The organism is Planococcus notacanthi (genome assembly GCF_030407825.1).
In the GTDB taxonomy this organism is placed as follows: Bacteria; Bacillota; Bacilli; order Bacillales_A; family Planococcaceae; genus Planococcus; species Planococcus notacanthi.
Genome location: NZ_JASDCQ010000002.1, coordinates 46,310 through 69,968 on the forward strand (window position 1 = coordinate 46,310; position 23,659 = coordinate 69,968).

The 23,659-nt window shown below is 44.4% G+C and carries 23 protein-coding genes and 1 pseudogene; 16 read left to right on the top strand and 8 right to left on the bottom strand.

Going from position 1 to position 23,659, the window contains the following annotated elements; all coding sequences use genetic code 11:
• Positions 1–546: 546 nt before the first annotated feature.
• The 3 genes from arr to QMA01_RS07680 all read left to right on the top strand — a co-directional run bounded on the left by arr (position 547) and on the right by QMA01_RS07680 (position 2,079).
• On the top strand, positions 547–960 hold the full coding sequence (gene arr / locus QMA01_RS07670) for an NAD(+)--rifampin ADP-ribosyltransferase (RefSeq protein WP_290214979.1): 414 nt from the start codon (positions 547–549) through the stop codon (positions 958–960).
• Between the two features lie 199 nt (positions 961–1,159).
• Positions 1,160–1,447, top strand: a complete 288-nt coding sequence (locus tag QMA01_RS07675) for a hypothetical protein (protein WP_290214672.1) — start codon at positions 1,160–1,162, stop codon at positions 1,445–1,447.
• A complete protein-coding gene (locus QMA01_RS07680; protein WP_290214673.1) occupies positions 1,444–2,079 on the top strand; it encodes an alpha/beta hydrolase in 636 nt (211 codons plus the stop codon). The genes QMA01_RS07675 and QMA01_RS07680 overlap by 4 nt, the downstream gene beginning before the upstream one ends.
• 97 nt (positions 2,080–2,176) lie before the next feature.
• On the opposite strand, the gene QMA01_RS07685 is transcribed toward QMA01_RS07680, so the two are convergent.
• Together QMA01_RS07685 and fdhA are read right to left on the bottom strand one after the other, a co-directional pair.
• Positions 2,177–2,587 (bottom strand): GlcG/HbpS family heme-binding protein, encoded by a 411-nt coding sequence (locus tag QMA01_RS07685; protein WP_191714557.1) that lies wholly within the window; start codon positions 2,585–2,587, stop codon positions 2,177–2,179.
• 45 nt (positions 2,588–2,632) lie between these two features.
• Complete coding sequence (gene fdhA, locus QMA01_RS07690) at positions 2,633–3,850, bottom strand: formaldehyde dehydrogenase, glutathione-independent (RefSeq protein ID WP_191714558.1); 1,218 nt, start codon at positions 3,848–3,850, stop codon at positions 2,633–2,635.
• 216 nt (positions 3,851–4,066) lie between these two features.
• On the opposite strand from fdhA, the gene QMA01_RS07695 reads away from it, so the two are divergent.
• The 3 genes from QMA01_RS07695 (at position 4,067) to QMA01_RS07705 (ending at position 5,809) form a co-directional block, all read left to right on the top strand.
• Positions 4,067–4,438 carry a winged helix-turn-helix transcriptional regulator gene (locus QMA01_RS07695; RefSeq protein ID WP_191714559.1) on the top strand — a complete coding sequence of 124 codons (372 nt, stop codon included), beginning with the start codon at positions 4,067–4,069 and terminating at the stop codon, positions 4,436–4,438.
• Between the two features lie 184 nt (positions 4,439–4,622).
• The gene (locus QMA01_RS07700) at positions 4,623–5,240 is read left to right on the top strand and encodes an NAD(P)-dependent oxidoreductase (RefSeq protein ID WP_203340374.1); all 618 of its coding nucleotides are present in this window, start codon (positions 4,623–4,625) and stop codon (positions 5,238–5,240) included.
• An 86-nt stretch (positions 5,241–5,326) separates the two neighbouring features.
• Positions 5,327–5,809: a nucleoside deaminase gene (locus tag QMA01_RS07705; protein ID WP_290183572.1), complete on the top strand. Its 483-nt coding sequence runs from the start codon at positions 5,327–5,329 to the stop codon at positions 5,807–5,809.
• Between the two features lie 94 nt (positions 5,810–5,903).
• On the opposite strand, the gene ahpF is transcribed toward QMA01_RS07705, so the two are convergent.
• Together ahpF and ahpC are read right to left on the bottom strand one after the other, a co-directional pair.
• Positions 5,904–7,451: an alkyl hydroperoxide reductase subunit F gene (gene ahpF / locus QMA01_RS07710; protein ID WP_290214674.1), complete on the bottom strand. Its 1,548-nt coding sequence runs from the start codon at positions 7,449–7,451 to the stop codon at positions 5,904–5,906.
• A 12-nt stretch (positions 7,452–7,463) separates the two neighbouring features.
• Positions 7,464–8,033, bottom strand: a complete 570-nt coding sequence (ahpC, locus tag QMA01_RS07715; RefSeq protein WP_191714563.1) for an alkyl hydroperoxide reductase subunit C — start codon at positions 8,031–8,033, stop codon at positions 7,464–7,466.
• A 498-nt stretch (positions 8,034–8,531) separates the two neighbouring features.
• Here ahpC and QMA01_RS07720 point away from each other — a divergent pair, with 498 nt between their 5' ends.
• Positions 8,532–9,725 carry a DUF4317 domain-containing protein gene (locus QMA01_RS07720; protein ID WP_191714564.1) on the top strand — a complete coding sequence of 398 codons (1,194 nt, stop codon included), beginning with the start codon at positions 8,532–8,534 and terminating at the stop codon, positions 9,723–9,725.
• Between the two features lie 106 nt (positions 9,726–9,831).
• Here QMA01_RS07720 and QMA01_RS07725 read toward each other — a convergent pair whose 3' ends face one another.
• Positions 9,832–10,800, bottom strand: coding sequence for a sugar phosphate isomerase/epimerase family protein (locus tag QMA01_RS07725; protein ID WP_290214675.1), 969 nt, complete (start codon positions 10,798–10,800; stop codon positions 9,832–9,834).
• Positions 10,801–11,000: 200 nt separating this feature from the next.
• Here QMA01_RS07725 and QMA01_RS07730 point away from each other — a divergent pair, with 200 nt between their 5' ends.
• The 6 genes from QMA01_RS07730 (at position 11,001) to QMA01_RS07755 (ending at position 17,694) form a co-directional block, all read left to right on the top strand.
• Positions 11,001–11,990 carry a LacI family DNA-binding transcriptional regulator gene (locus QMA01_RS07730; RefSeq protein WP_290214676.1) on the top strand — a complete coding sequence of 330 codons (990 nt, stop codon included), beginning with the start codon at positions 11,001–11,003 and terminating at the stop codon, positions 11,988–11,990.
• 118 nt (positions 11,991–12,108) lie between these two features.
• Positions 12,109–13,092, top strand: a complete 984-nt coding sequence (locus QMA01_RS07735; RefSeq protein WP_191714567.1) for a substrate-binding domain-containing protein — start codon at positions 12,109–12,111, stop codon at positions 13,090–13,092.
• Positions 13,093–13,156: 64 nt separating this feature from the next.
• On the top strand, positions 13,157–14,671 hold the full coding sequence (locus tag QMA01_RS07740) for a sugar ABC transporter ATP-binding protein (RefSeq protein WP_191714568.1): 1,515 nt from the start codon (positions 13,157–13,159) through the stop codon (positions 14,669–14,671).
• Complete coding sequence (locus QMA01_RS07745) at positions 14,664–15,638, top strand: ABC transporter permease (RefSeq protein WP_225218411.1); 975 nt, start codon at positions 14,664–14,666, stop codon at positions 15,636–15,638. The genes QMA01_RS07740 and QMA01_RS07745 overlap by 8 nt, the downstream gene beginning before the upstream one ends.
• 11 nt (positions 15,639–15,649) lie before the next feature.
• Positions 15,650–16,708, top strand: coding sequence for a Gfo/Idh/MocA family protein (locus QMA01_RS07750; RefSeq protein WP_191714569.1), 1,059 nt, complete (start codon positions 15,650–15,652; stop codon positions 16,706–16,708).
• Positions 16,709–16,917: 209 nt separating this feature from the next.
• On the top strand, positions 16,918–17,694 hold the full coding sequence (locus QMA01_RS07755) for an alpha/beta hydrolase (protein WP_191714570.1): 777 nt from the start codon (positions 16,918–16,920) through the stop codon (positions 17,692–17,694).
• Positions 17,695–17,925: 231 nt separating this feature from the next.
• Here the strand turns inward: QMA01_RS07755 and QMA01_RS07760 are convergent, their stop codons facing one another.
• The 3 genes and pseudogenes from QMA01_RS07760 to QMA01_RS07770 all read right to left on the bottom strand — a co-directional run bounded on the left by QMA01_RS07760 (position 17,926) and on the right by QMA01_RS07770 (position 21,364).
• Positions 17,926–19,374 carry an SLC13 family permease gene (locus QMA01_RS07760; RefSeq protein WP_290214677.1) on the bottom strand — a complete coding sequence of 483 codons (1,449 nt, stop codon included), beginning with the start codon at positions 19,372–19,374 and terminating at the stop codon, positions 17,926–17,928.
• A gap of 1 nt (position 19,375) precedes the next feature.
• The gene (locus tag QMA01_RS07765; protein ID WP_191714571.1) at positions 19,376–20,557 is read right to left on the bottom strand and encodes a glycerate kinase family protein; all 1,182 of its coding nucleotides are present in this window, start codon (positions 20,555–20,557) and stop codon (positions 19,376–19,378) included.
• A gap of 238 nt (positions 20,558–20,795) precedes the next feature.
• Positions 20,796–21,364, bottom strand: a pseudogene (locus QMA01_RS07770) (YdeI/OmpD-associated family protein).
• A 378-nt stretch (positions 21,365–21,742) separates the two neighbouring features.
• Between QMA01_RS07770 and QMA01_RS07775 the strand changes: the two are divergent.
• The 3 genes from QMA01_RS07775 to QMA01_RS07785 all read left to right on the top strand — a co-directional run bounded on the left by QMA01_RS07775 (position 21,743) and on the right by QMA01_RS07785 (position 23,644).
• Positions 21,743–22,195, top strand: a complete 453-nt coding sequence (locus QMA01_RS07775; protein ID WP_290214980.1) for a helix-turn-helix domain-containing protein — start codon at positions 21,743–21,745, stop codon at positions 22,193–22,195.
• 248 nt (positions 22,196–22,443) lie between these two features.
• Positions 22,444–22,938: an LURP-one-related/scramblase family protein gene (locus tag QMA01_RS07780; RefSeq protein WP_191714573.1), complete on the top strand. Its 495-nt coding sequence runs from the start codon at positions 22,444–22,446 to the stop codon at positions 22,936–22,938.
• Positions 22,939–23,218: 280 nt separating this feature from the next.
• Entirely contained in the window at positions 23,219–23,644 is a 426-nt protein-coding gene (locus tag QMA01_RS07785) for an ATP-binding cassette domain-containing protein (RefSeq protein ID WP_290214678.1), read from the top strand.
• Positions 23,645–23,659 lie beyond the last annotated feature (15 nt).

Genomic DNA, 23,659 nt, shown 5'->3' on the forward strand with positions numbered 1-23,659 from the left:
ATCAATGGGGCATTGAGCTCTCGCTTTTTGGAAACCGGGGTTTAAATGAGGGCAATCAATTTGTCTGATTTCTTCTATTCGGTGCGTGGTTACTGCGATTTCTTTATTATATAATATAACCAATCAGTAAAAAGAGTCTGTACGGAATCTGCCATGATGATGCCTTCTTTCGACACGGAGCACCAAATCATTCATTTGGAGGGAATTTCTATGAAAACAAAATTCAGCCCGGCTAATGCCGTTGTTAAACTTTGTATGAAGGGAATGGCCTTGGAGGAGAGCGGAAACGCAGAAGAGGCAGCCGGAATTTTTCAGCAAGCCTGGAATGAAGCCGCTGATGACTATGAAAGATTTATTGCCGCTTATCATTTAGGTCGTTTACAAAAGAGCCTCGCAGAAAAATTGAAATGGATGGAAATGTCCCTTCAGTGTGCACTGAAAATAAACGATGAGAATGTCAAAAGTGCGTATCCGACGTTATATAAAAACATTGCCGACTGCCATAAAGAAATGGGCGATCTTGAAAATGCAAAAAGAAACGCTGAATTGGCCAAATCATTTGAAGGCCCGCCAACTGATAAGGGTCCATTTTATCATGGAACAAAAGCAGATTTGGCAGTCGGTGATTTATTGACTGCTGGCGGTAATTCAAATTACAGAGACGGGCTCAAGATGAACCACATCTATTTCGCAGCCAACGCCAATGGCGCGGGGCTGGCGGCCGCTTTGGCAGCAGGAGAAGGAAGAGAACGCGTTTACCAAGTGGAACCGACAGGCGAATTTGAAAACGATCCCAATGTGACAGACAAAAAATTCCCTGGAAATTTAACACGTTCCTACCGCTCGAAAGAACCTTTGCGAATTGTTGGAGAAGAAACGGAATGGAAGGCTCTGACCCCCGCTGAGCTGAAAAAAATGAGGGAGAGTTCAGCGAAGAAGACCGGTGACATTATCAACTGACTGAAGGGGAACCGTATCATAAATAAGAATAATTTTTAGTGGGATTTATGAGAGATATTAGAAGGCTGATCATTATCGATAGTGATGAGGAAAATCAAAAATCAATCTAGAAGTTTTGCTCTCTTCAATACTAAATTGAACCTCCTGATCTACTGAGGTAAAATTGATATTATAAATGTAGTTGATACGGAGAGTGAACGTGATAAAAAAGATAGTGGTCATTGTATTGGGAGCGATTTTAGCGTTATGTCTGCTCCTTGTAGTAGTATTTATAGCCTCTCCAAAGCCCACTGCCATACTGGTTCAGCAGTTATTTGAAGGCGGCGTTGCAGTAAAGCCCCATAATTATGACGAGATTGAGAAACTGGTTCATGTGGAGAACGACTTGTCCTATGATTCTGCGCATCAAGAAGGAAATCTGGACATTGTCGCGCCTAAGGAATTTTCAGGAAAGCTGCCAGCAAAGGTTTTATCGTCGTTAACATGAATTACGAATTAGCCCCGAGTGCCATCTATCCAACTCCTTTATACCAAGTGGAGGAAGCTTATCAATTTATCGAAAAAAATGCACAAGCATATGGCATTGATATGGATCGGTTGTACTTTGCGGGGGATTCTGCCGGTGCTCAAATCATCAGCCAGTTTGTTAATATTCAAGTAGAAGAAGAATATTCAAACCTGATTGGAATAGAAGGCAGCGTATCACCGGATCAGATTGCGGGTGTTCTTTTATTTTGTGGACCATACGACGTTTCAAAGTTTGGAGATCTCAGCGACAGTTTTTTAATCAATTTCTTATTTGACCGGGTCGGTTGGGCTTATATCGGTGAGAGAGATTGGGGGAGTTCAGATCAAGTGAAGCAAGCTTCGGTCATTGATCATGTTTCAGCCCATTTTCCACCTACGTTCATCACAGACGGAAATACAGGGTCATTTGAGGAACAAGGTTTAGAGCTGGCAGATAAATTGAATAAAAATGATGTTGAGATTGTCGACGTCTTTTATTCTCAGGAAGAAGCTGAATTGGGACATGAGTATCAATTCATCATGGATGCACCACAAGCTGAAAACACCTTTAATCAGCTGATAGAGTTTTTAGCTGATACCAGTAAAAAGTAAGGGGCTGATTTGGATGGGGGTTCCCTTGTCCTGCTCAGCCCTGCACGATAAAAGAAGCGCCAGGGTTGTACTCCTGGTGCTTCTTTATATAGAGATTTTAATGCTTATTGAATACATTAGCGCCGGCTTCTGCAACTTGCACATCATGCGGCACGCTGCTCCCGCTGACGCCTATGGCTCCCATTACTTTGCCATTCAAGATAAGAGGGATTCCACCGCCAAAAACGACAAGGCGCCCATTGTTGGTTGTATTTAATCCGTAAAGTTCAGCCGCAGGAACCGTTGCATCGGCTAAGTTCGATGTAGGCATTTTCAAGGCTACGGATGTCCAGGCTTTGTTTTGGGAAATATCGATACTCGCCAACCACGCATCATCCATCCGGTGAATGGCCATTAGGTTGCCGCCATCATCCACAACGGAAATAACCATGGCAACGCCAATTTTAGTTGCTTCTTCTTCAGCTCCAGCAATAATTTCTTTTACCAGTTCTAAAGTGATTTTTTCCAAAGGAATTAACCTCCTTGTTTTTCCATAAGCAGATAGGAAAGCAATTTACTTATTGAAATGTCCATGGGGATCAATGACAAACTTCTTGGAAGCTCCTTGGTCAAATTCAGCATATGCCTCTGGTGATTGATCTAATGTAATGATCGTTGCGTTTACCGCTTTGGCAATTTGTGCTTTTCCGCTTAAAATCGACATCATCAAGTCACGATGATACCTCATGACCGGAGTTTGGCCTGTTACAAAAGTATGTGCTTTTGCCCAACCAAGCCCTAAGCGTACCTTCAGTGTTCCGATTTTTGCATCTTCATCGACCGCGCCTGGATCGCCGGTTACATAGAGCCCCGGTATCCCAAGACGTCCGCCTGCGCGAGTAACTTCCATAATGGAATTTAATACGATGGCTGGAGCTTCACCGGCACCTTCTCCATGTCCACTAGCTTCAAAACCAACACAGTCAATGGCGCAATCAACCTCTGGGACACCCAGGATTTGAGCGATTTGTTCGCCGAGATCTGAATGTTCCCGAAGATTTACAGTCTCACAGCCGAAACTATGGGCCTGTGCAAGGCGCTCCTTGTTTAAATCACCTACGATAACGACAGAGGCACCCAGCAGTTGGGCTGAATGGGCAGCAGCTAAACCGACAGGGCCAGCCCCGGCGACATAAACCGTAGATCCTGGTTTTACACCTGCACTCACAGCGCCGTGATAGCCTGTCGGGAAGATATCGGAGAGCATCGTTAAATCAAGGATTTTTTCCATGGCTTGATCTTTATCCGGAAATTTCAGCAACTGGAAATCTGCATAAGGGACCATGACGTATTCCGATTGGCCGCCGACCCATCCACCCATGTCGACATAACCATAAGCAGACCCAGGACGATCCGGGTTTACGTTCTCGCAAATATGTGTGTCTTGCTCTTTACAGCTGCGGCAGCGGCCACAAGCGATATTAAACGGGACAGATACCAGGTCGCCTTTTTTAATGAATTCAACATCACGGCCGACTTCAATGACTTCACCTGTAATTTCATGGCCAAGGACAAGCCCTTCAGGAGCGGTCGTCCGGCCACGCACCATGTGTTGGTCACTACCGCAAATATTCGTAGTCACAACTTTTACTACCACTCCATGTTCGCATTTGCGCCCTACATTCAACGGATTTACCCCGGGACCGTCTCTGATGATTAATTCAGGGTAGCTAATATCTTCAACCGCTACAGTTCCAGCACCTCTGTATACAACCGCTCTGTTTCCTGCCATTTCTGTCATCTCCTATCTAATTTTTTACATATAGAGATTCACTCTTTACACCGGGGCAGCATCATAGAAGGGGAAAACTTTAAGAATTAATATTAAATATTCTCTATCTTCGATTTATTCTAAATTATAATTCTTTTTAATGGAAGAACGCACTTTTTTGTGAGAAGGTTACCTAAAGGATACTTTCAGGAAGAAATGGAAGAAAGGGGCAGTCTGATGGAAGATTTGCGGTCAGAAATAAAAAGGGAAATTGAGAGCGGTGAATTTAATTGCGAAAAAGAACTGACCTTATCGATTATCAGCGGTAAATGGAAAATCATCATTATTTACTATTTGGGAACAGAGGGTGTGTTGCGCTTTAGTGAAATTACACGATTGCTTCCCAAAATTTCACACAAGGTACTGACTACTCAAATTAGAGAATTAGAGGAAGATGGGATTGTCCATCGGAAAGTCTTTGCTGAGGTTCCGTCGAAAGTAGAATATTCGTTAACGGCTTTGGGAGAAAGCCTCATTCCAATCGTTTTAATGATGGACGAATGGGGCAAAAAAAATATCAAACACTTTCCTGTTGCGAAAAATGTGTGAGGATTCCTTCGTGGGGAATCCTTTTTCGTTTTTCCTAAGGCATCTTCGCTGTTTTGCTCCATATCTTTAGGGATTTCTCAGCGCCGGAGCATATATCGTAAGCAAATGAAATTTATTGCTATACTTTTAGGTGGAGAAGAAACAACCATACTAACTAATGATTGAGAAAGAAAGGTGAACTGTTATGAAAATACTTGTTTTCGGTGCTACTGGCGGTGTAGGAAAAGAAGTCGTGAAGCAGGCCGTGGAAAATGGCTTTGAGGTTACAGCATTTGTTCGGACACCGGCAAAGCTGGAAGTTGCACACGATCAGTTAACCGTGGTTAAAGGCGATGCCTTCAACCAAACGGAAGTTTCCGCAGCAATTGCCGGCCATGATGCGGTCGTATCATGCTTAGGTTCGAGCCAGGGCATGAAAAAATCAACAGAACTCCAAGAGATGGTGAAAAATATCGTAACAGGCATGCAGGAGCATGGCGTGAAACGGATTGTTTATACGGCCTCTGCAGGGATTTATAATGAATTGCCGGGCATAAGCGGGAAATTGATGATGGGCATGCTCAAGAATGCGCTGACAGATCACCGGGCTGCAACTGATTCTATTAAAGCACATGGACTAACCTATACAATTGTCCGGCCGATGGGGTTAACCAATGGACCGTTTTCGGGAAACTACAGAGAAGCGGCAGAGGGTGTACCTGAAAAATCAAAGTCCATCTCACGGGCAGACGTTGCCCACTTCATCTTAAAAGCATTAAAGGACAATAAATATGAAAATGCATCGATCGGAATTGCCAATTAAATCGTAGAACAACTCAAGCGGGCCAAGACGTTCAGCAAGTCCTGAAGGATAGCTGGAATGGAAAGCATACGGAGGAGGAGTCGGAAATGATCAGCGAAACCGATTTAAAACATTTGCGCCGATGTGTGGAATTGGCGGAAACCGCATTAGAAAAGGGCGATGAGCCGTTTGGTTCTGTCCTTGTTTCGGCTGCTGGAGAGGTGCTATTCGAAGACCATAACCACGTAGCTGGCGGCGATCATACACAACATCCCGAGTTTGCGATTGCGCGCTGGGCAGCTAATCATATGGCACCGGAAGAAAGAAGCGAAGCGACGGTCTATACGTCAGGGGAACATTGTCCGATGTGTGCAGCGGCTCATGGCTGGACGGGTTTGGGCAGAATCGTTTATGCGAGTTCTTCCGAGCAATTGGCGGGGTGGTTAAGCGAACTGGGCGCTGCTCCGTCGCGTGTGCGGAATCTGTCCATTCAAGAAGTAATCAAAGACACAGTGGTAGACGGGCCTGTTCCTGAACTGGCGGAGCACATGCACGAGCTCCACCGCCGGCTGCATAGAGCGAAACAGTAAGCCTACATTGGAAAATAAGCACATACCGATAAAAAAACAGGACTGTGGCAAGAGATTGAATCTCTTCCACAGTCCTGTTTTTTTTGAGCTTTTCTTATACTAAAACGGGTACTTCACTTCTGATGAGGTGGTCGAAAGCACTCAACGATGCTGTCGCACCCGATCCCATTGAAATGATGATTTGTTTGTATGGAATGTTTGTGCAGTCTCCCGCCGCAAACACACCCGGTACGTTCGTAGCCCCACGTTGGTCGATGATGATCTCACCGTACTTCGTGCGTTCCACTACGTCGCCTAACCAGTCTGTATTTGGAACCAGACCGATTTGGACAAATACGCCCGACAATTCAAAGTGCTTTTCAGCCCCTGTTTGAAGGTCTATATAAGAAATGCCGTTCACTTTATCGGTCCCAGTGATTTCCTGAGTTCGTGCATGCGTGATGACTGTCGCATTCGGCAGGCTGCGCAGGCGGTCCTGAAGGACTGAATCTGCTTTCAGCTCTGCATTGTATTCAAGAACAGTTACATGGTTTACAATGCCCGCAAGGTCGATCGCTGCTTCGACGCCGGAGTTGCCGCCGCCAATTACGGCTACGTCTTTGCCTGCGAACAATGGACCATCACAATGTGGGCAGTAAGCGACCCCTTTGTTCTTGAATTCAGCTTCGCCGGGCACCCCGACGTTGCGCCAACGTGCACCTGTTGAAAGAATGACGGTTTTGCCTTTTAGCACAGCACCGTTTTCAAGTTCAATTTCGATGAACTCTTTCTTTTCCAAACGCTTGGCACGCTGCAGGTTCATCACATCAATGTTGTACTCCTTCACGTGCTCTTCAAGGCTCGCGGCAAACTTCGGCCCTTCAGTATGCTTGACGCTAATGAAGTTTTCGATGCTGAGTGTATCCAGCACTTGTCCGCCAAAACGTTCGGCAACAATGCCCGTACGAATGCCTTTGCGTGCAGCATAGATGGCTGCACTTGCACCCGCTGGTCCGCCGCCGACAACAAGAACTTCATAAGGCTCTTTATCCGCAAATTCGGACGCGTCCGGGGCACTGCCTAATTTAGCTAGCAACTCTTCCAATGACATCCGCCCGCTGGAGAACGATTCTCCATTTAAGAAGACAGTTGGGACTGCCATGATGTCTTTGCTCTCAACTTCTTCTTTGAATGCGCCTCCGTCAATCATCGTATGTGAGATGTTGGGGTTAAGCACACTCATTAAGTTCAAGCTCTGGACAACTTCAGGACAGTTCTGGCAACTTAAACTGATGTAGGAGTCGAAATGGTAAGTGCCTTCAATTTTTTTGATTTGGTCAATCAGTTTCTGATCGACTTTTGGCGCACGGCCGCTTACTTGCAATAAAGCAAGGACCAATGAAGTAAATTCATGGCCAAGGGGAATGCCCGCAAACGTGATGCCGGTTTCTTCTCCGATACGGTTTACGCTAAAACTCGGTGTTCTTTCCAACTGCGTGTGTTCGACTTTAATCTTGGCAGACATCGAAGACAATTCATCCACCAAAGCCAACATATCACGGGAGACGTTGTCAGAGCCTGCGCTGGCTTTCAACAGCACATCGCCTTCCAATAATTGAAGATATTGTTCTAATTGAGCTTTTATTTCTGCATCTAGTATCATTATCAGAACTCCTTAAATTTTACCTACAAGATCAAGGCTTGGCTTAAGTGTTGCGCTGCCTTCTTCCCATTTTGCAGGACAAACTTCTCCTGGGTTGTTGCGTACATATTGTGCGGCTTTGATTTTGCCGACAAGCGTGCTTGCATCACGGCCAATGCCGTCCGCATTGATTTCTGCTGCTTGTACAACGCCTTCAGGATCAAGGATGAATGTACCGCGTTGTGCCAGACCTGCTTCTTCGTCCAGTACATCAAAGCTGCGGGAAATTCGTTGAGAAGGGTCACCAATCATGATGTATTCGATTGTGCTGATCGCATCTGAATGATCATGCCATGCTTTATGGGTGAAGTGAGTATCCGTTGAAACTGAATATACTTCAACACCTAAACTTTTTAGCGTAGCGTATTGTTTTTGAAGATCCTCAAGTTCCGTAGGGCAAACGAAAGTAAAGTCTGCTGGGTAGAAGCAAACCACACTCCATTTCCCTTTCATGTTTTCTTCAGTAATGTCGATAAATTCTCCGCTTCCGGCATTGTAAGCTGAAGTGGCAAATGGTTGGATTTCTTTTCCGATCAAAGACATATAAAATTCCTCCTAAGTATTATCTTTAGAATGATCATAGTTAATGACTTCATAGAAAATACAAACCGAAGTTATTTACTCGATTAATATGATTATTTAACTATAATTATTCTAATCCTGCTATTAATGGTATATGAAATAAATTCTTTGTCAAAGGTAACCCTTTATTTTGAGTTTTTCCTTTAAATACGGTAAAAAAGGAACTTAAAGTAAAAATCCAACACTTCCAGAAAACCAAATTCAACTTTAAAATCTGGTGAATTTAGAAAATATATATATTTCAGAATACTATTGATTCTATTTTTTAAATTTGCATTCGAGTATGGAGAAATAGTTTGTTTCGCTTATTGCAGGATGACAGTCAAACCTGAATTGACTGTCATCCTTTCTTCATCTTAAATATTGTTATAATGAAGAGGTGGTAAAAGCTGCACAAAAACCTTGGATGTCTTTTTATGCATCACACGGATTTTATTAGCCAGGGAGTTGGACTTGAAAATGAATAAAAAAGATATAGCAGATATTCGCAAGCGATTTAAACTGGATACCGATCTACTGAAGATCGCGGAAATTTATAATATCTACATCCAGCAGGAAAGCACGGAAATCTTCCACGAGGAAAGCCGTTCTTTTGCCATGTTGGACCGCGATCAGCAGGAATTGTTCCTTGAGAACTTTAAAAAAGTCTTGGGCGGCAAACTGGATGCGAAGATGTTTGAAGTGAAATTCCAGCCTCAGGAAGAAGGGCAAGCGGATCATACGCAAAAGCTTTTGTATGAAGGGCTGGAGGCAAGTGAGGTTGCTGAATGGAAAGCGAATATGCAGCGCATCGCCTTGAAGATGGTGGAAGAACGGCCATACGAAAAAGACATGGTGGTCACGTTCATCCGCGGGAATTATCATAAGACGACAAGACGCCAGCCCGATGAGACGGAAATCGATATGCGGGACGAGGTGTATACGACATCGTTTATCCTTTGCAGCATGAACCAGACGGAACTGCCGAAAAGCTCATTGGTCTTTGATTTTGTCGAGAAAGAGTATAAAGCGAATGTACTGGTCGATCCGGTCATCAAGCTGAGCTCGCCGATCGGCGGATTCCTGTTCCCAAGCTTCACGGACAATGCCGCTGATATCCATCACATCTTGTACGCAGCAGGCAAAGCGAATAAACCGGATTTCCAGTTTATCGAGAACGTCTTGAATGGCGACGAAATTGTTACAGCTGAGGAAGAGAAAGCGGTCTTTGAAGAAATTGTGAAAGCTGTCATTGGAGAAGAAGTGAATTCAAGAACACTTGCCGGTGTTTACGATGAAATCAATCAGATGCTCGTCGTAGCAGAAGAAAGTGAAGATGATGAAGAAAGCGCGCCGGTTCTGGATACAACAGAAATTACACGTGTACTGAAAGCGAGCGGCGTCAAAGAAGTCAGTCCCGAAAAAGTGGAACGGGCTTTTCAGCAAGTGGTTCAAGACAAAACCTACGAAATGAAAGCAAGCCATATCGTTCCAAGTTATGCGTCCAAGTCCATCAAAATCAACACAAAAGTCGCGAATATCGCAATCAGCCCTCAAGACTTACGATACGTCAAAGAAGTCAATTACAACGGCAAACGCTGTATCCTGATTGAAGTGGAAGAAGACACGATGATCGAAGGATTCAAGCTGCTTGCGGAAGAAGAGCTGGAGTAGGAGAGAAAATCTGTGTCCATCCAGTTAAAGAAAACAATCAATAAACCTCATTCAGCCCTGTCACAGAGAGCTGAATGAGGTTTTTTTGTTAACTAATGATCCGCCTTCATGTCCACCACATCTCGCCAACAGACTCTTTCACCAGTACAGGTTTTAAATTTTCCACAGCTTTCGTAAATCCTTCATCGATCGACATCAGCCCGTCTTCGTGTTCGATGCTGACGACATAATCGTAGCCGTAAAGGCGTAAAGTACTGATGATGTCGGCCCAGGTTTTTTGGTCGTGGCCGAATCCCACGGTACGGAAATACCAGGCGCGGTCTTTCATCTGAGAATAGTCGGTCATGTCCGTCAGGCCGTTTCGGTTTGTGTTTTGTTGGTCGATGGCGGTGTCTTTGGCATGGAAATGATGGATGGCGTTTTCGCGTCCGAGAATTTTAATGGCTTCCACCGGATCGATGCCTTGCCACCACATATGGCTCGGGTCCAGGTTGGCGCCGATAGCCGGACCGCATGCTTCCCGCAGCCGCAGCATGGTTGCCGGAGTATGAACGGAAAATCCGCCGTGCAGTTCAAGGCCGATTTTCACATTGAGTGATTCGGCGAGCTGGTTTTTTTCTTTCCAATAAGGAATCAGTTTTTCTTGCCATTGCCATTTCAGGATTTCCTGGAAATCGTTTGGCCAGGCGGCAACTGGCCAATTGGGATAAAGTGCGTTTTCGTGGTCGCCGGGACAGCCGGAAAACGTGTTGACGACTGGAACTTCGAGTTTCGAAGCCAGCTGCAAGGTCTTGATGAGCAATTCGTCTGCAGGACCGGCAATTTGCTGTTGCGGATGGAGCGGGTTGTTGTGGCAACTGAGCGCGCTGATCATCAGACCGGCATCTTCAATCTTTTGCTTGAAAGCTTTCTGTTTTGCTTCATCTTCAAGCAGTTCGTCCAATTTGCAATGGGCATCTCCCGGGAAGCCGCCAGTAGCCAGTTCAATTGCCTCGATGCCTTTTGTAGAGACGTAAGCCAACATATCTTCAAAGTTTCTATCGGAAAATAATACGGTAAAGACTCCTAACTTCAATAGAATCCCTCCTCTTAATATTTCTGAATATACTGTCATGTAAACCGTTACATTACTAACATATAGAATTAATACGCTTAAATCAATCTATTTCAAAGTAAAAAAATACTTATTGACAGATAATTCTGAATAAATTAAGATAAAAATGTAATCGATTACATTTCGGAATAAGAGCGTGGGGTCAGAAAGAAGGAACGTATATGGCAAACATCCAGCAAGTGGCTAAGCAGGCAGGCGTTTCAGTTGCAACAGTCTCTCGGGTGCTCAACGGTAAAGACAAAGTAAGCACAAAAACAAAACTAAAGGTAGAGGAGGCGATCCAATACTTAAATTATGAACCGAGCATGCTCGGCCGGAACCTGCGGAATTCCGAAAGCCGCATTGTGTTGATTCTGATTCCCTCGATTTCCAATCCGTTCTATTTTGAAGTCATCAAAGGAATTGAAAATATGGCACTCAGCCAAAATTACAGCATTTTGCTGTGCGAAACGGATTCGAAGCCGGAAAAAGAAGAGATTTATTTTGATTTGGTTCGGAAAAAGATGGCAGATGGCATCATTTCGATGGATCCGGCGGTAAATGTGGAGACATTGAAAGAACTGGCTGAAAACTATGCCATTATCCAATGCAGCGAATACGGGGGAGGCATCGGAATTCCTTATGTCACCATCGACAGCGAAGAAGCTTCTTACCATGCGGTAAAGCACCTGATCCAGATTGGACACAGAAAAATCGCCTTGATGAATTCCGACGAGAAATTCCTCTATGCACGCGAACGGCGGATGGGATACGAGCGGGCACTTCAGGAACGTGGCATTCCGTTGGACGGAGAGTATATCTTCTATACACAGGAATTGGGCTTCGAACAAGGCCAACAAACGATGAAAAAAATTCTTCAGTTGCAGGACCGGCCGACAGCTGTTTTTGCGGTATCGGATTTATTGGCAATCGGAGCATTAAAAGAGATTAATGCAGCAGGACTCCATGTTCCTGGGGATATGGCCGTAGTCGGTTTTGATAAGATTGATTTTTCCAATATGACGAACCCGGCACTGACAACGGTTGCCCAACCGATGTACAAGATGGGAACGGTAGCGGCAAGAATGCTGATTGAAAAGATACAAGGGAAAACAGTGGACAGCGTCGTTTTGGGCCACGAACTGGTCATAAGGGAATCAACAACCGGATAAGGAGGCTGAGACCAGCGCTCTGTTATTAAAAAGCTTGATAATGGAGCGCTGGCCTTAGCTGATATGTAAGCACACACATTGAGAAACGGGTTTTCAAAAATATAAAGGGGTGAATAAAGTGAAGAAATTATGGATCATTTTATTGTCTTTTATCACAATTTTCGGTTTGGCGGCATGCGGCAGTTCAGAAAGCGGCGGCTCCGGTTCTACGGATGAAGAAGCAAGCGGCGACGAGCAATTGACGATTGGGATCTCTCTTCCTTCGGCAACGCATGGCTGGATGGGCGCTTTAATTGACAGTGCTGAAAAGCAGGCGAAGGCGTTAAAAGAAAGTGAAGGCATTGATTATGTCATGACCAATGCGGAAGATCCAAATACGCAGGCAAACGATGTGGATGATCTGATTGCACAAGAAGTAGACGTTATTGTCATGCTGCCGATTGAATCCGCGGCTTTGAGTCCGGTCGGACAAAAAATCAAAGATGCGGGCATCCCGTTGGTCATTGTTGACCGGGAACTTGAAAATGATGCGGCAACGGTGGTGGTTAAAGGAGACAATGAAGGAATTGGTGTCAATGCAGGAAAATACTTCGTTGAACAATTGAATGGCGAAGGGAAAATCGTTGAAATCACTGGCCCTCCAAGTTCTGTGACGGAACAGCGGGGATCTGGGTTTAAAGAAGCAGTTGCGAGTGAATCAGGAATGGAAATTATTGCATCACAAAGCGGAGACTTCTCGACTGAAAAATCATTGGAAGTCATGCAGAATATTTTGCAGGCAAACCCTGAAATTGATGCCGTCTTCACGCAAGATGATGGGATGGCATTAGGCGTACTGCAGGCCATTAAAGAAGCCGGCCGTACGGATATCCAATTTGTTACAGGTGCCGGCGGAGCAAAAGGCGTTTTTGAAGATATCCAAAACGATGGGCTTATGAAAGCTACGTTCCTTTACTCGCCGACTATGGTGGAAGATGCAGTGAAAATTGCGGGAGACATTGCCAAAGGCGAAGAACCGGCTGAAGCGATGGTTGTAAAAGAAGCAACGCAGGTAACAAAAGAAAATGTCGATGAGTATTACGATCCTGAATCGAAATTCTAGACGAATTGCCGGGAAATGCAATGGAGCCATTGCATTTCCTGTTTTCCTATAAGGGGGTAAAGGCATGGCTTCACATCCTTTTGTGGCAATGAACACCATCGAAAAATCATTTAATGGCGTACCGGTCTTGAAGAAAGTAACACTGGAAGTGGAAAAAGGTGAAATTCATGCATTGCTTGGTGAAAACGGAGCGGGAAAATCGACGTTGATGAATATTTTAGGCGGTGTCCATCAACCAGACAACGGACAGATCTTCATCAATGGCGAGGAAGTTAAAATGGCGGATCCGCATGTTTCACAGGCACAGGGCATCAGCTTTATTCATCAGGAGCTGAACATGGTGGGTGATTTGAGGGTTTATGAAAACATGTTTCTAGGTTCAGAAATTCGCAATAAAATCGGATTTTTGAACGTGGAAGAAATGTGCCGCCAAACCCGCGAAATTTTAGCGGAACTTGGCGTTACCATCAACCCGAAAGAGTATGTCCGCAACCTTGCGACTTCCTATAAGCAATTGATCGAGATTTCAAAAGCGCTGCTGCACAAGTCGCAATTGATCATCATGGATGAACCGACGACGTCGCTTGCAGAGCACGAAGTAAGCCGACTTTTTGTTCTCATGAAGAACTTGAAAAAGTCCGGCGTTTCCATCATCTATATTTCCCATAAGTTGAAGGAAATCCAGGAAGTATGTGATCGCTATACGGTTTTGCGGGACGGCCAGTTGGTGAAGACCGATGTCATGGAAAATGAGAATCTGGAAGTGATCACCAAGCTGATGGTGGGCAAATCCATTTCCCAGGAACGGTATGTGCATGGGCATGAGTTTGGTGAAGTGGCGCTGGAAGTAGAAGGATTGACGAGCGCCGGCTTATTTAAAGATATTAATTTCTCCGTCCGCCAAGGACAGATAGTGGGCTTTACGGGTCTTGCGGGCGATGGCAGAACGGAACTTTTTGAAAGTTTGTTTGGTTACCGGAAGAAATACTCAGGCATCGTGAAAGTGAAAGGCAAACCCGTGAAGATTAATCATCCCCGAAAAGCGCTGCAAGCGGGAATGGGCTATGTGCCGAAAGACCGGAAAGAAAATGCGATCATCAAAGATTTAAGCGTCATCCATAATATGAGCTTGTCATCGATGGGGAATTTTGAGCGGTTGGGTTTTATACAGGGCAAAAAGGAACAGCAGAAGTTCCAGACCTACAAAGAAGCCTTGAATATCAAAGTGCACAATCCGCGAATCACCATCGATAAGTTAAGCGGCGGAAATCAGCAGAAAGTCATCATCGCCAAATGGCTGGAAGCGGAGACGGATATCCTGATTTTCGATAACCCGACACAAGGAATCGATGTGGGGGCCAAACAGGAGATTTACCAGCAGATTCTGATGCTTGCGGAGTTTGGCAAAGCCATCATTATCCTGTCATCCGAAGCCCCGGAAGTGATGCGGATTTGCCACGACATCAACGTCATGTACCACGGCGAAATCACTGCGCGCTTCACAGGCGAAGAGGCAAGCGAAGAGGAAATCATGCATTATGCCACAGGAGCAAAAAGGGAGGGAGAGAAAATTGGCTAATATAGACGCAAAACAATACAGCAGGGAATCTCCAAGCATGAAAAGCCGGATGTCCTGGCTTTGGTCGGAATACAGCGTCATTATCGCATTTGTCATCATTTATATCGGCGCTTCTGCGATGAACCCGCGATTTCTTGATATGAACAATCAACTTAATATCCTGATGCAAGTTTCGATTATCGGGATTATCGCACTTGGCATGACCGTCGTCATGCTGTCAGGTGGCATCGATTTGTCGGTCGGTTCCGTTCTGGCGCTCGCCGGTGTGGTGTCAGTGCTGGCATTGAATGCCTCCGGCAGTATTTGGATCGGCGTTTTGACAGCGCTTTTGGTCGGTTCGTTTGCCGGGTTCCTGAATGGCCTGATGGTCGCGAAAGGAAGAATCGCCTCATTTATCGCTACGCTCGGAATGATGGCAGGGGCACGTTCCATCGCGCTTTATATCGCGGAAGGCGGCAGTGTGTCGGGTGAAGTCAGTGGATTTACCGCTATCGCCAACAGTGATTTTTGGATTTTTGATTTTCCTGTCATCATTTTCTTCGTAATGGCTGTGCTGATTTATGTATTGATGCACAAAACCCGATTCGGCAGGTACGTCTATGCCCTGGGATCAAACGAAAAAGCGGCCATGCTGTCGGCGATCCGAGTAGACCGCATTAAAATTGGGGTCTATACGCTGATTGGAACCTTGGTCGGAATTGCGGCTGTCATTGAAACGTCACGGCTGAATTCGATATCTTCCTCAAGTTCAGGTGCGCAATACGAACTTGACGCCATTGCAGCCGTTATCATCGGGGGCACGCGCATGACCGGTGGACGCGGAAAAATAATCGGAACGATTTTTGGCATCTTGATATTGGGAATCTTGAACAACATGATGAATCTGATGAATGTTTCTCCTCACCTTCAGGGATTCGTTAAAGGATTGATCATCATTATTGCAGTGGTATTTCAAAAAAGAGAATAGGAGGAGATGGGATGGGCATCAAGGTAGGCATTATCGGATGCGGGTCCATAACGAAAATGCGCCATGCACCGGAATATACAGCAAATCCCTATGTCGATGAAATCGTTTTTTATGACCGGAACCTCGACCGGTCAGAAGCGATGGTGGAACTGTTTGGGGGAACGCTCGTAAAGAGCGTGGATGAGCTGTTTGCTGATCCTGACATCGTGGCAATCAGCGATTGTTCCTCAAATGAGCATCATCATCTATTTTCTACACGGGCGCTTCTGAGCGGCAAGCATGTCCTGTGTGAAAAACCGATTTCGTTGACGGTGGAATACGCGAAAGAAATTTTGGCGGCCCAAAAAAAATCCGGGAAAAAGCTGATGGTTGACCATAACCAGCGCTTTACACGCGCCCACCAGAAAGCGAGGGAAATCCTTGCCGGCGGGGAACTTGGAAAGGTGCTGACGTTCCGTACAGCATTCGGACATGCAGGGCCGGAAGCCTGGGGCATCAATAAGACCAAGTCCACCTGGTTTTTCAAAAAGGAGCGGTCCGGATTTGGCGTAGGCGGAGACCTTGGCATCCACAAAATCGACTTGCTGCATTATTTGCTCGATGATGAAATTGTTCAAGTGAGCGCATTTCAAGGAGCGTTGCATAAAGTGGATGAAAACGAGGAGCCGATAGAAGTATGCGACAATCTGGTATGCAGCCTGGCAACCCGAAAAGGGCGTCTCGGAAACGCAGCCTTTTCCTGGACCTATTATGGAGAAGAAGACAACAGCACCGTTGTCTACTGCGAGAAAGGCATCATGAAAATTTATCATAACGAACAGTACCAGCTTGAAATCATCATGCAATCCGGTGAAAAAGTAAATTACGAGCTGGAAGCCATCCAAACTAACGATAACCAGACACCCAGCGGCGTCATCGATGCTTTTATCGACGCCATCCGCCTCGACCAGGAACCGATTGTTACGGGTGAAGATGCACTCAAATCGCTGAAAGTGATGTTAGGCATCATGGAAGCGGCTGATACAAAACAAGTGGTCACCATCGAAAAAGAGTCTCTCCTTCATCGATAAGGAGAGACTCTTTTTGAATGCTTCTGGACGCAATAATCGTTTGGATGAAGAGTCATCTGTTCAGTGAATGTAGAGAATTAAAAATAATTGGTTTTAAAACCTAGTTGACAAGTAGGTTTTAACTGTAGTCTAATGTGAATAAGCTTTTTTCAGTACTAGTAAGACCAAACAACAAAATATAGCTTTAGAACAGGCAAAGGAGGATTCAAATGGCTGCTGAACGACATCCGGTCATCCCACAAGCTGAATCATTTTTTCTAAAAGGCACTAGCACGGGAATATTATTGTGCCACGGCTTTTTAGGCACGCCGCAAAGTGTGAGGGATTTGGGCGAGGCCATAGCTGCACGTGGCTATACAGTTTCTTGTCCTAGACTTCCAGGCCATGGCACGCACTTCAAAGACCTTGAGCATTTTGGCTGCGATGATTGGTTCGCGCGGATAGAAGAGGCCTATAATGAACTGCGACAGACATGTTCCAGCGTTATCGTCATCGGGCAATCGATGGGCGGGACCTTGAGTTTGGATTTGGCCAGCCGCCACTTCGACATTGAAGGAATTGTCCTGATCAATCCGGCGATCAATATCCCTGCGTTTGAAACATACCGCACTCAACCATCTTCCACTTATGTTACAGAAGGCCAGCCGGACATCAAGAAAGAGGATGCAGTGGAAATCACTTATGAGCAGGCGCCAGTGAAAGCGTATCACCAATTATTGCATTATATGAATGCGGTTGATGCTAAACTCTCGGACGTGCGTTGTCCGGTCGTTTGTTTCCAATCGCTTGAAGATCATGTTGTCCCGCCGAGCAACACAGACTATATTCTTACTAAAGTTCAATCAGAAAACACCTATAAATATGAACTGCAAAACTCGTATCATATTGCCTCTATGGACCATGAACTGGATTTTGTCGTCGACAAGGCCATTCAGTTTGTTGAAGAGACGCTTTCAGTGGAAGCCGGAGAAAAACTTCAGAAATGACATAATTTCTAATTAACTAGAAATGAAGAGATAAAATTGAAAAGACTGTTGAAAAGAAGTTGGTTCTTTTCAACAGTCTTAACTTTTTCTTGAGTTTTCATTAGCAAAAATCATCATTTTCGGCTGGGATGGTTGAGTGAGCTTAAGGATGCAGTTCTGCCATATGGATTGGAGGTCGTTAATCGGTTAATATTTTACCTGATTCCGGAAGTGTTTGTTTGATGTCTCCTTTTACAATTGCAGCCCGGTCCATTGCCAATAAGAAAAATAAAACAGCATCATTACGCCGATGTAAATCGGCATTAACAGCAAACTGATTTTCAGTAGAGTTTTTGCATCGTATGAGTTTTCTTCATCCTCATAAAAGAGCAGCAATGCTTTTGAACTGACAGGGAACGTTACGCAATAGTTCATGCCGATTAAACTTAAAAACACCACGGTAGACGGATTTGCCCCGATCGCTTCACTGAACAGCAAGAAACCTGGGATAAAGACGATGGCACGGGTGGTATGGGAGGTAATATATAAATGACTCGTCACGGATACGAGCAGAACGGCCAACACAATCTGCCAATCTGGAGCATCTGCAAATAGCTGGAGAAAGAACAGCATTTCTTTTTCCACCCATTTGACCACCCCTGTATCCACTAACACTTTTCCCAATGCTGCCGCTGCGGCCACAAAAATAATCAAATTCCATGAAACAGATTTCATTCCCTGTTTCCAGCTAATAATGCCATAGGTTGGTGCCATGACAAAAATTGCACCGACCATTGCCACGAAAGCAATGTCATAACCATGAATGCTTTCTGTCATCCAAAATGCAATCAAAGAAACCAACACGAGTAATGTCTTTTTTTCTATTGGATTCATTCGTTTTTTCACTTCGGAAAGTTCAGCAATTTGGCTGTTTTCCAGCAGTTCCCCTCCATTTTTTGGCCAAAGCGTCCATTTCACAACGAAAAAGGAAACAATCGTCATCACGACGGCAAAAGGAAGTCCCCAGATGAACCACTGGATAAAAGAAATGGACTGCTGGGCTGTACTTTCAAGCAGCCCAATGCCAATTAAATGTGAACCGGCTCCGATAAAAGTAGCGGAAGTGCTCATTAAGATGAGCAGCGGCGCTAACAGAACCAAGACACGTTGTTCTTCTTCCGTATATTTTTTGCTTAGTTGATTGATGATCGGCATAGCTAATGCTGCCCGACCGGAAGTGGAGGGGATAAAAAACACAGTCGCAACTATAACAGCATTTATTCCCGCCAGCACATTTCCTTTTTTCTTTGATTTGCTCAAAATAATGACTACTAACCTTTCTGCTAGTCCAGACTCTTTGACGGCATTTCCGATAATGAAAGAGCCGATCATCAACCAGATAACTTGTTCTGAAAGGGATGTGTACAGCAAATCCGGTTCGGCAGCCTTCATAATAATAACGAATCCAATAAGTGAAATGGCAACAAATCCAGCTGGCATTTTCGTAGTAACCCACAGAGTCATCGCTGACAGGAAAGCGAATAAAGCAACCTTTGGCGGATAGTCCAGAGTATCGATTGACAATATAGCTAAGAAAAAGAAGACGTGGAGGCCAGCAAGAACTGCCGGCTTCGAGTATAAAGAATTTCTTACAGTTAACAGCCGCTCTTTTTTAAGATGATTTTCGAATCCTTTCATCATTTTAGAGGGACACCTTCTTTAATATGCCCTGATCAGTCATCCTCCAGCCGATGGCTACTTTCCGCAATGCGGAGTAAGTGCTTTCCTCGATCCATTTCGGTGCATTTATCATAGCCGATTCCATTGAAACAGGTTTTTGAATAATACTGCTGTAGGCATCTATCCCTGCCTGGTAGTTTAATTCTGCTCCTTCTCCGATGGTTCCCGTAATTGCAATTACCGGAATATGGCTTGTTTTGGCGATTCGCGCCACTTCCGATGGAATTTTTCCGTTCGGCGTCTGGAAGTCCAAGCTGCCTTCTGCTGTAAATACGATATCTGCTGTTGAAATTTCTTTTTCTATATTGATAAAATCCATAATGATATCGAAGCGGGGATGCAGGATTGCATTGGTAAATGCCAGAAGTCCTGCCCCTAATCCTCCAGAAGCACCGCTCCCTGGCAATGAACGGACATCTAATCCTGTTTCGTTCTGTATAGCTCCCGCATATTGCTCCAATGCTGAGGATAAGACATCCACCTGTTTGGGAGTTGCTCCTTTTTGTGGTCCGAAAACGCGCGCTACACCTTTTCTTCCGCATAAAATATTCTTCCAATTACATGCGACATCGATGGATATATTCTTCAACCGGCTATCTACATTTGCTGCAAGAAGAGAGTCCACTTCCAGTAAATCTTCTCCTCCTTTGATCTGGACCGGTTGTTGTTTCTTATCAAAAAATTGGACGCCTAATGCCTGAGCCATCCCAGCGCCGCCGTCTGAAGTGCCGGAATCTCCACAGCCGATCAAAATATGGTCTATACCAAAATCGAGAGCAGCAACAATTAATTCGCCTACTCCATAAGTTGTCGTTTTTAAAGGATTCCGTTCGTCATGGGGAACAAGTTTCAACCCTGCCACTGCTGCCATCTCAATAACTGCTATTCGTTTGCCGTTCTCTTGGTAAAAGCCGAAGTAACTATCAATTTTCTTTCCGACAGGCCCGGTCACTTTTTTATTAACGATAATCCCGTCTTTTATATTGATAATGGTTTTGACAAATCCTTCACCGCCGTCAATCATTGGAATCACAACTGTATTAATCGATGGATCAAAACGTCTGACGCCCCGATCCATTGCTGCTGCAACATCTTCTGCATCCAAGCATTCTTTAAAACCAGAAGGTACGATTACAATTTTCATCTCTAAACTCCTCCTAAAACATTGATACTCTCTAAGCTACCCGTGAAATATGAGAGGAAGATGAGATGAACATGAGAATTCGAATAGAAATTAGTAAAATACTAGAAAATAATTTAATTAACCCATAAAAAGAAGACAATAAGAGAGTGACCAAAAAGACGAACTATAAAAGGCTTTTGCTTAAGCCTTTTATAGTTCGTACTTAACCAGACCATTTGCATTGGATTTTTGGTGGTTTTCAATAATCAAGCAGCCGCCCATGGTCATGCCATTGGCCATACATTTTGTTTTCTTTTGTTTGTTCAATAAATTTGTCCAACCTTTTATTGAAAAGTTCAGGGTCATGTTTATAACTTTGGATGGTATCGATTCGGATTCTTTTATAGGGTTCAGGGAAGTTCAGGAAGTTTTGATAAACTTGCTCCTCTTTTTTCAGACGTGCTTCAATCTCCTCATCGATGACAAAGGACTCCGGACGCATATCAGGCAAAACCCGCCGTCCTCTTTCCGTCATCAACCCCAATTTTTCTAATCTTCTTATCCGCTCTTTATTCAACTCGGTAAAATTGCTGTTTTTCTTCCGCGGCGAAAGACGTTGGGCTGTCTCTGTCTCGGAGAGTTTTTTTTTGTGCTGTCGATCCAACCAAAACATAAGGCTTCTTCAACTGCGTCCAAGTATTGAACGACTCCAGGCTGTTCTTTCACACTGACAACCACCCAGCAGAATTTCTCCGTTGCTGAATTTTCTGCAAGCCATTCCCTCAGTTCCTGCCGGGTCTTCACATCGATCAGATTTTCAATTTCCATTTTGGCCCCTCCTTTTTATCAGAGATAATTGCCTTTAGTATAACGGGTAAATAAGCTGGTATGAAATAGATGATCGGCTTAATAAAGGAGTAATCTGGACAAGAATCCTTATTGTTGGAATTTCGAGAGATAGTAAATTCAGCTATGACGAAACGGAATACTTTATAGCACACCTAAGGAAATCGGGGAGACCTGGTTTCCTTTATTTTTTGGGGTTGTATAGTAAAAGAAAGGGAGAAACTGCGAGTTGCTGAAACTCCGCTATACATCGTTCACCAAGGTAGCAAGTAGAGGTTGCGCCTTAGTGCGCCCAGAACTCGCTTTACTTTGCTCTGTCTCTTCATAATACTGAAATTATAAGGAAAGGCGATGAATGCCATGATTTTTAGTGAACGATTAAAAAGTGAAAGAGAAAAAAAGGGGTGGTCCCAGGCAGAACTTGCTGAAAAGATTCATGTCAGTCGACAGTCCGTTTCGAAATGGGAGACAGGGAAAAACTATCCGACTATCGAAGTGATCATTGACCTCAGTGATCTGTTCGATATCACGATAGATGAATTATTAAGGAGTGATAAGGAGTTGAAGGATAAAGTGATTCAAGACAGTAAACAATTGGCTCACCCGAAGTGGAAAACGTTTTTTGATACGGTATTTATGGTAGGGGTAGTTTTATTGGCAGTAAAAATTATACTGCTCGCTTCAAATTATTTCTTTGGGACAAACGTTGTCATACCGGAAGGAGCACCACGGTTTATTTCCAACTTCCTGCCGTTGTTCTTGATGGTGGTCGGTGGAATTGGCGGAGATTCTTTGAAAGATAAATACATTTAAGAAATTACCGCATGATGAAAAAGCAAAGAGGAGCCGGAAAATCGGCTCCTCTTTGTCTGCTTCCTGCCCTCTTCATGGGTTAACTCATAATGTGGGATGCCACCGGCAATATCAGCCCCATTCCTAAATCACGTGCTTCTTCAAAGGCTTTCCTACATAATAAAGAAAACGCGAAATAGAAGCAGAAAAGGTTTGTTATCTACACTTCTTTATATGATCCTCAGTCTGATAAAAAGGAGACGATTAGGATGAATGAACTCTACATCAAACAAAAGGTATTCAGTTTAAGCGGCAAATTTACCGTGAAGGATAAGCAACAGCAGGATGTCTATTATGTGGAAGGCAGCTTTATGCAGATTCCTAAAACCTTCTCTATTATGAATATGGCCAGAGCTGAAGTTGCGCTCATCACCAAAAAGACATTCAGTTTTCTGCCGAAATTCTTTGTTGAAGTAAACGGACAGGAGCGGTTGACGATCCAAAAAGAGTTTTCCTTGCTCAAAGCCCGCTATACGATTGATGGAACTGGAATTGAAATTCGTGGGAACTGGTGGGATATGGATTTTCAAATCCTGCAGAACGGGGAAGTGATCGGCCAGGTGAACAAAGAATGGTTCAGCTGGGGAGACAGTTATAAAGTCCAAATCTTGAATGATGAGATGGAGGAAGTGGTCATCGCCATTGTCGTAGCGATTGACTGCGTCAAGGCTGACCAGGCTGCAGCAGCTTCCGGAGGCGCATAGCCTTGTTGTAAAGATGATGAAGTCTTTTTGAAAGCTGCTGAAACAACGGCAGCTTTTTCTTTGTTTTTCAGAAACTCGAACCTAAATAAGCAATAAAAAAGGAACACTGGAGCCCCATATGGAATGAAGGAGAAGAAACTATCGGTAAACATATTATGGAACTGCTCAGAGAGAAGGATGACGATGAACGAATTGATACTGCTCGTTGAAGATGATCAGCAAATTCATGAGATGGTGTCGAACCATCTGCAAAAAGAGGGGTATAAGGTCAGATCTGCATTTGATGGTGATGAAGCGCTGCCCATTTTTTCACAGCAGGCAATACGGCATCACTTTATTGATTTCCAGCCACAACCTGGCGGAAATTGAGCATATTGCCGATACGATCGGGGTGATCCGAAAAGGAAAACTGATCAAGGAAGCTTCGATGGACGAAATCCGCAGCACGCATGCCAACCACATGGAATTGGTCGTAGCGGATTATCCAAAAGCGGCTTTTGTGCTGGAAAATGAATTGAAAGCGTTGAACTTTCGGGTGAAGGAAGACAGAGGTGCCATTCATATTTATGATGACCAGCTCACACAGAATGACGTTATCCAGGCGATGGTCCGAAGCCAAGTCAAAATCGGTGCGCTCAATGATAAAAAGCAGCCTCTAGAAGATTATTTCCTGCAGCTCATAGAGGGAGGCGATTCGCATACTTAATCTGATTAAATTGGA

What these genes read in the sequence shown, in the direction of transcription:
- QMA01_RS07775 (WP_290214980.1), top strand. Translation starts at nt 21,743, where the DNA reads ATGATTTTTAGTGAACGATTAAAAAGTGAAAGAGAAAAAAAGGGGTGG.
- QMA01_RS07695 (WP_191714559.1), top strand. Translation starts at nt 4,067, where the DNA reads ATGGAAGATTTGCGGTCAGAAATAAAAAGGGAAATTGAGAGCGGTGAA.
- QMA01_RS07780 (WP_191714573.1), top strand. Translation starts at nt 22,444, where the DNA reads ATGAATGAACTCTACATCAAACAAAAGGTATTCAGTTTAAGCGGCAAA.
- QMA01_RS07700 (WP_203340374.1), top strand. Translation starts at nt 4,623, where the DNA reads ATGAAAATACTTGTTTTCGGTGCTACTGGCGGTGTAGGAAAAGAAGTC.
- ahpC (WP_191714563.1), bottom strand. Translation starts at nt 8,033, where the DNA reads ATGTCTTTGATCGGAAAAGAAATCCAACCATTTGCCACTTCAGCTTAC.
- QMA01_RS07720 (WP_191714564.1), top strand. Translation starts at nt 8,532, where the DNA reads ATGAATAAAAAAGATATAGCAGATATTCGCAAGCGATTTAAACTGGAT.
- QMA01_RS07755 (WP_191714570.1), top strand. Translation starts at nt 16,918, where the DNA reads ATGGCTGCTGAACGACATCCGGTCATCCCACAAGCTGAATCATTTTTT.
- QMA01_RS07750 (WP_191714569.1), top strand. Translation starts at nt 15,650, where the DNA reads ATGGGCATCAAGGTAGGCATTATCGGATGCGGGTCCATAACGAAAATG.
- fdhA (WP_191714558.1), bottom strand. Translation starts at nt 3,850, where the DNA reads ATGGCAGGAAACAGAGCGGTTGTATACAGAGGTGCTGGAACTGTAGCG.
- QMA01_RS07765 (WP_191714571.1), bottom strand. Translation starts at nt 20,557, where the DNA reads ATGAAAATTGTAATCGTACCTTCTGGTTTTAAAGAATGCTTGGATGCA.
- QMA01_RS07680 (WP_290214673.1), top strand. Translation starts at nt 1,444, where the DNA reads ATGAATTACGAATTAGCCCCGAGTGCCATCTATCCAACTCCTTTATAC.
- QMA01_RS07740 (WP_191714568.1), top strand. Translation starts at nt 13,157, where the DNA reads ATGGCTTCACATCCTTTTGTGGCAATGAACACCATCGAAAAATCATTT.
- QMA01_RS07760 (WP_290214677.1), bottom strand. Translation starts at nt 19,374, where the DNA reads ATGATGAAAGGATTCGAAAATCATCTTAAAAAAGAGCGGCTGTTAACT.
- ahpF (WP_290214674.1), bottom strand. Translation starts at nt 7,451, where the DNA reads ATGATACTAGATGCAGAAATAAAAGCTCAATTAGAACAATATCTTCAA.
- QMA01_RS07730 (WP_290214676.1), top strand. Translation starts at nt 11,001, where the DNA reads ATGGCAAACATCCAGCAAGTGGCTAAGCAGGCAGGCGTTTCAGTTGCA.
- QMA01_RS07705 (WP_290183572.1), top strand. Translation starts at nt 5,327, where the DNA reads ATGATCAGCGAAACCGATTTAAAACATTTGCGCCGATGTGTGGAATTG.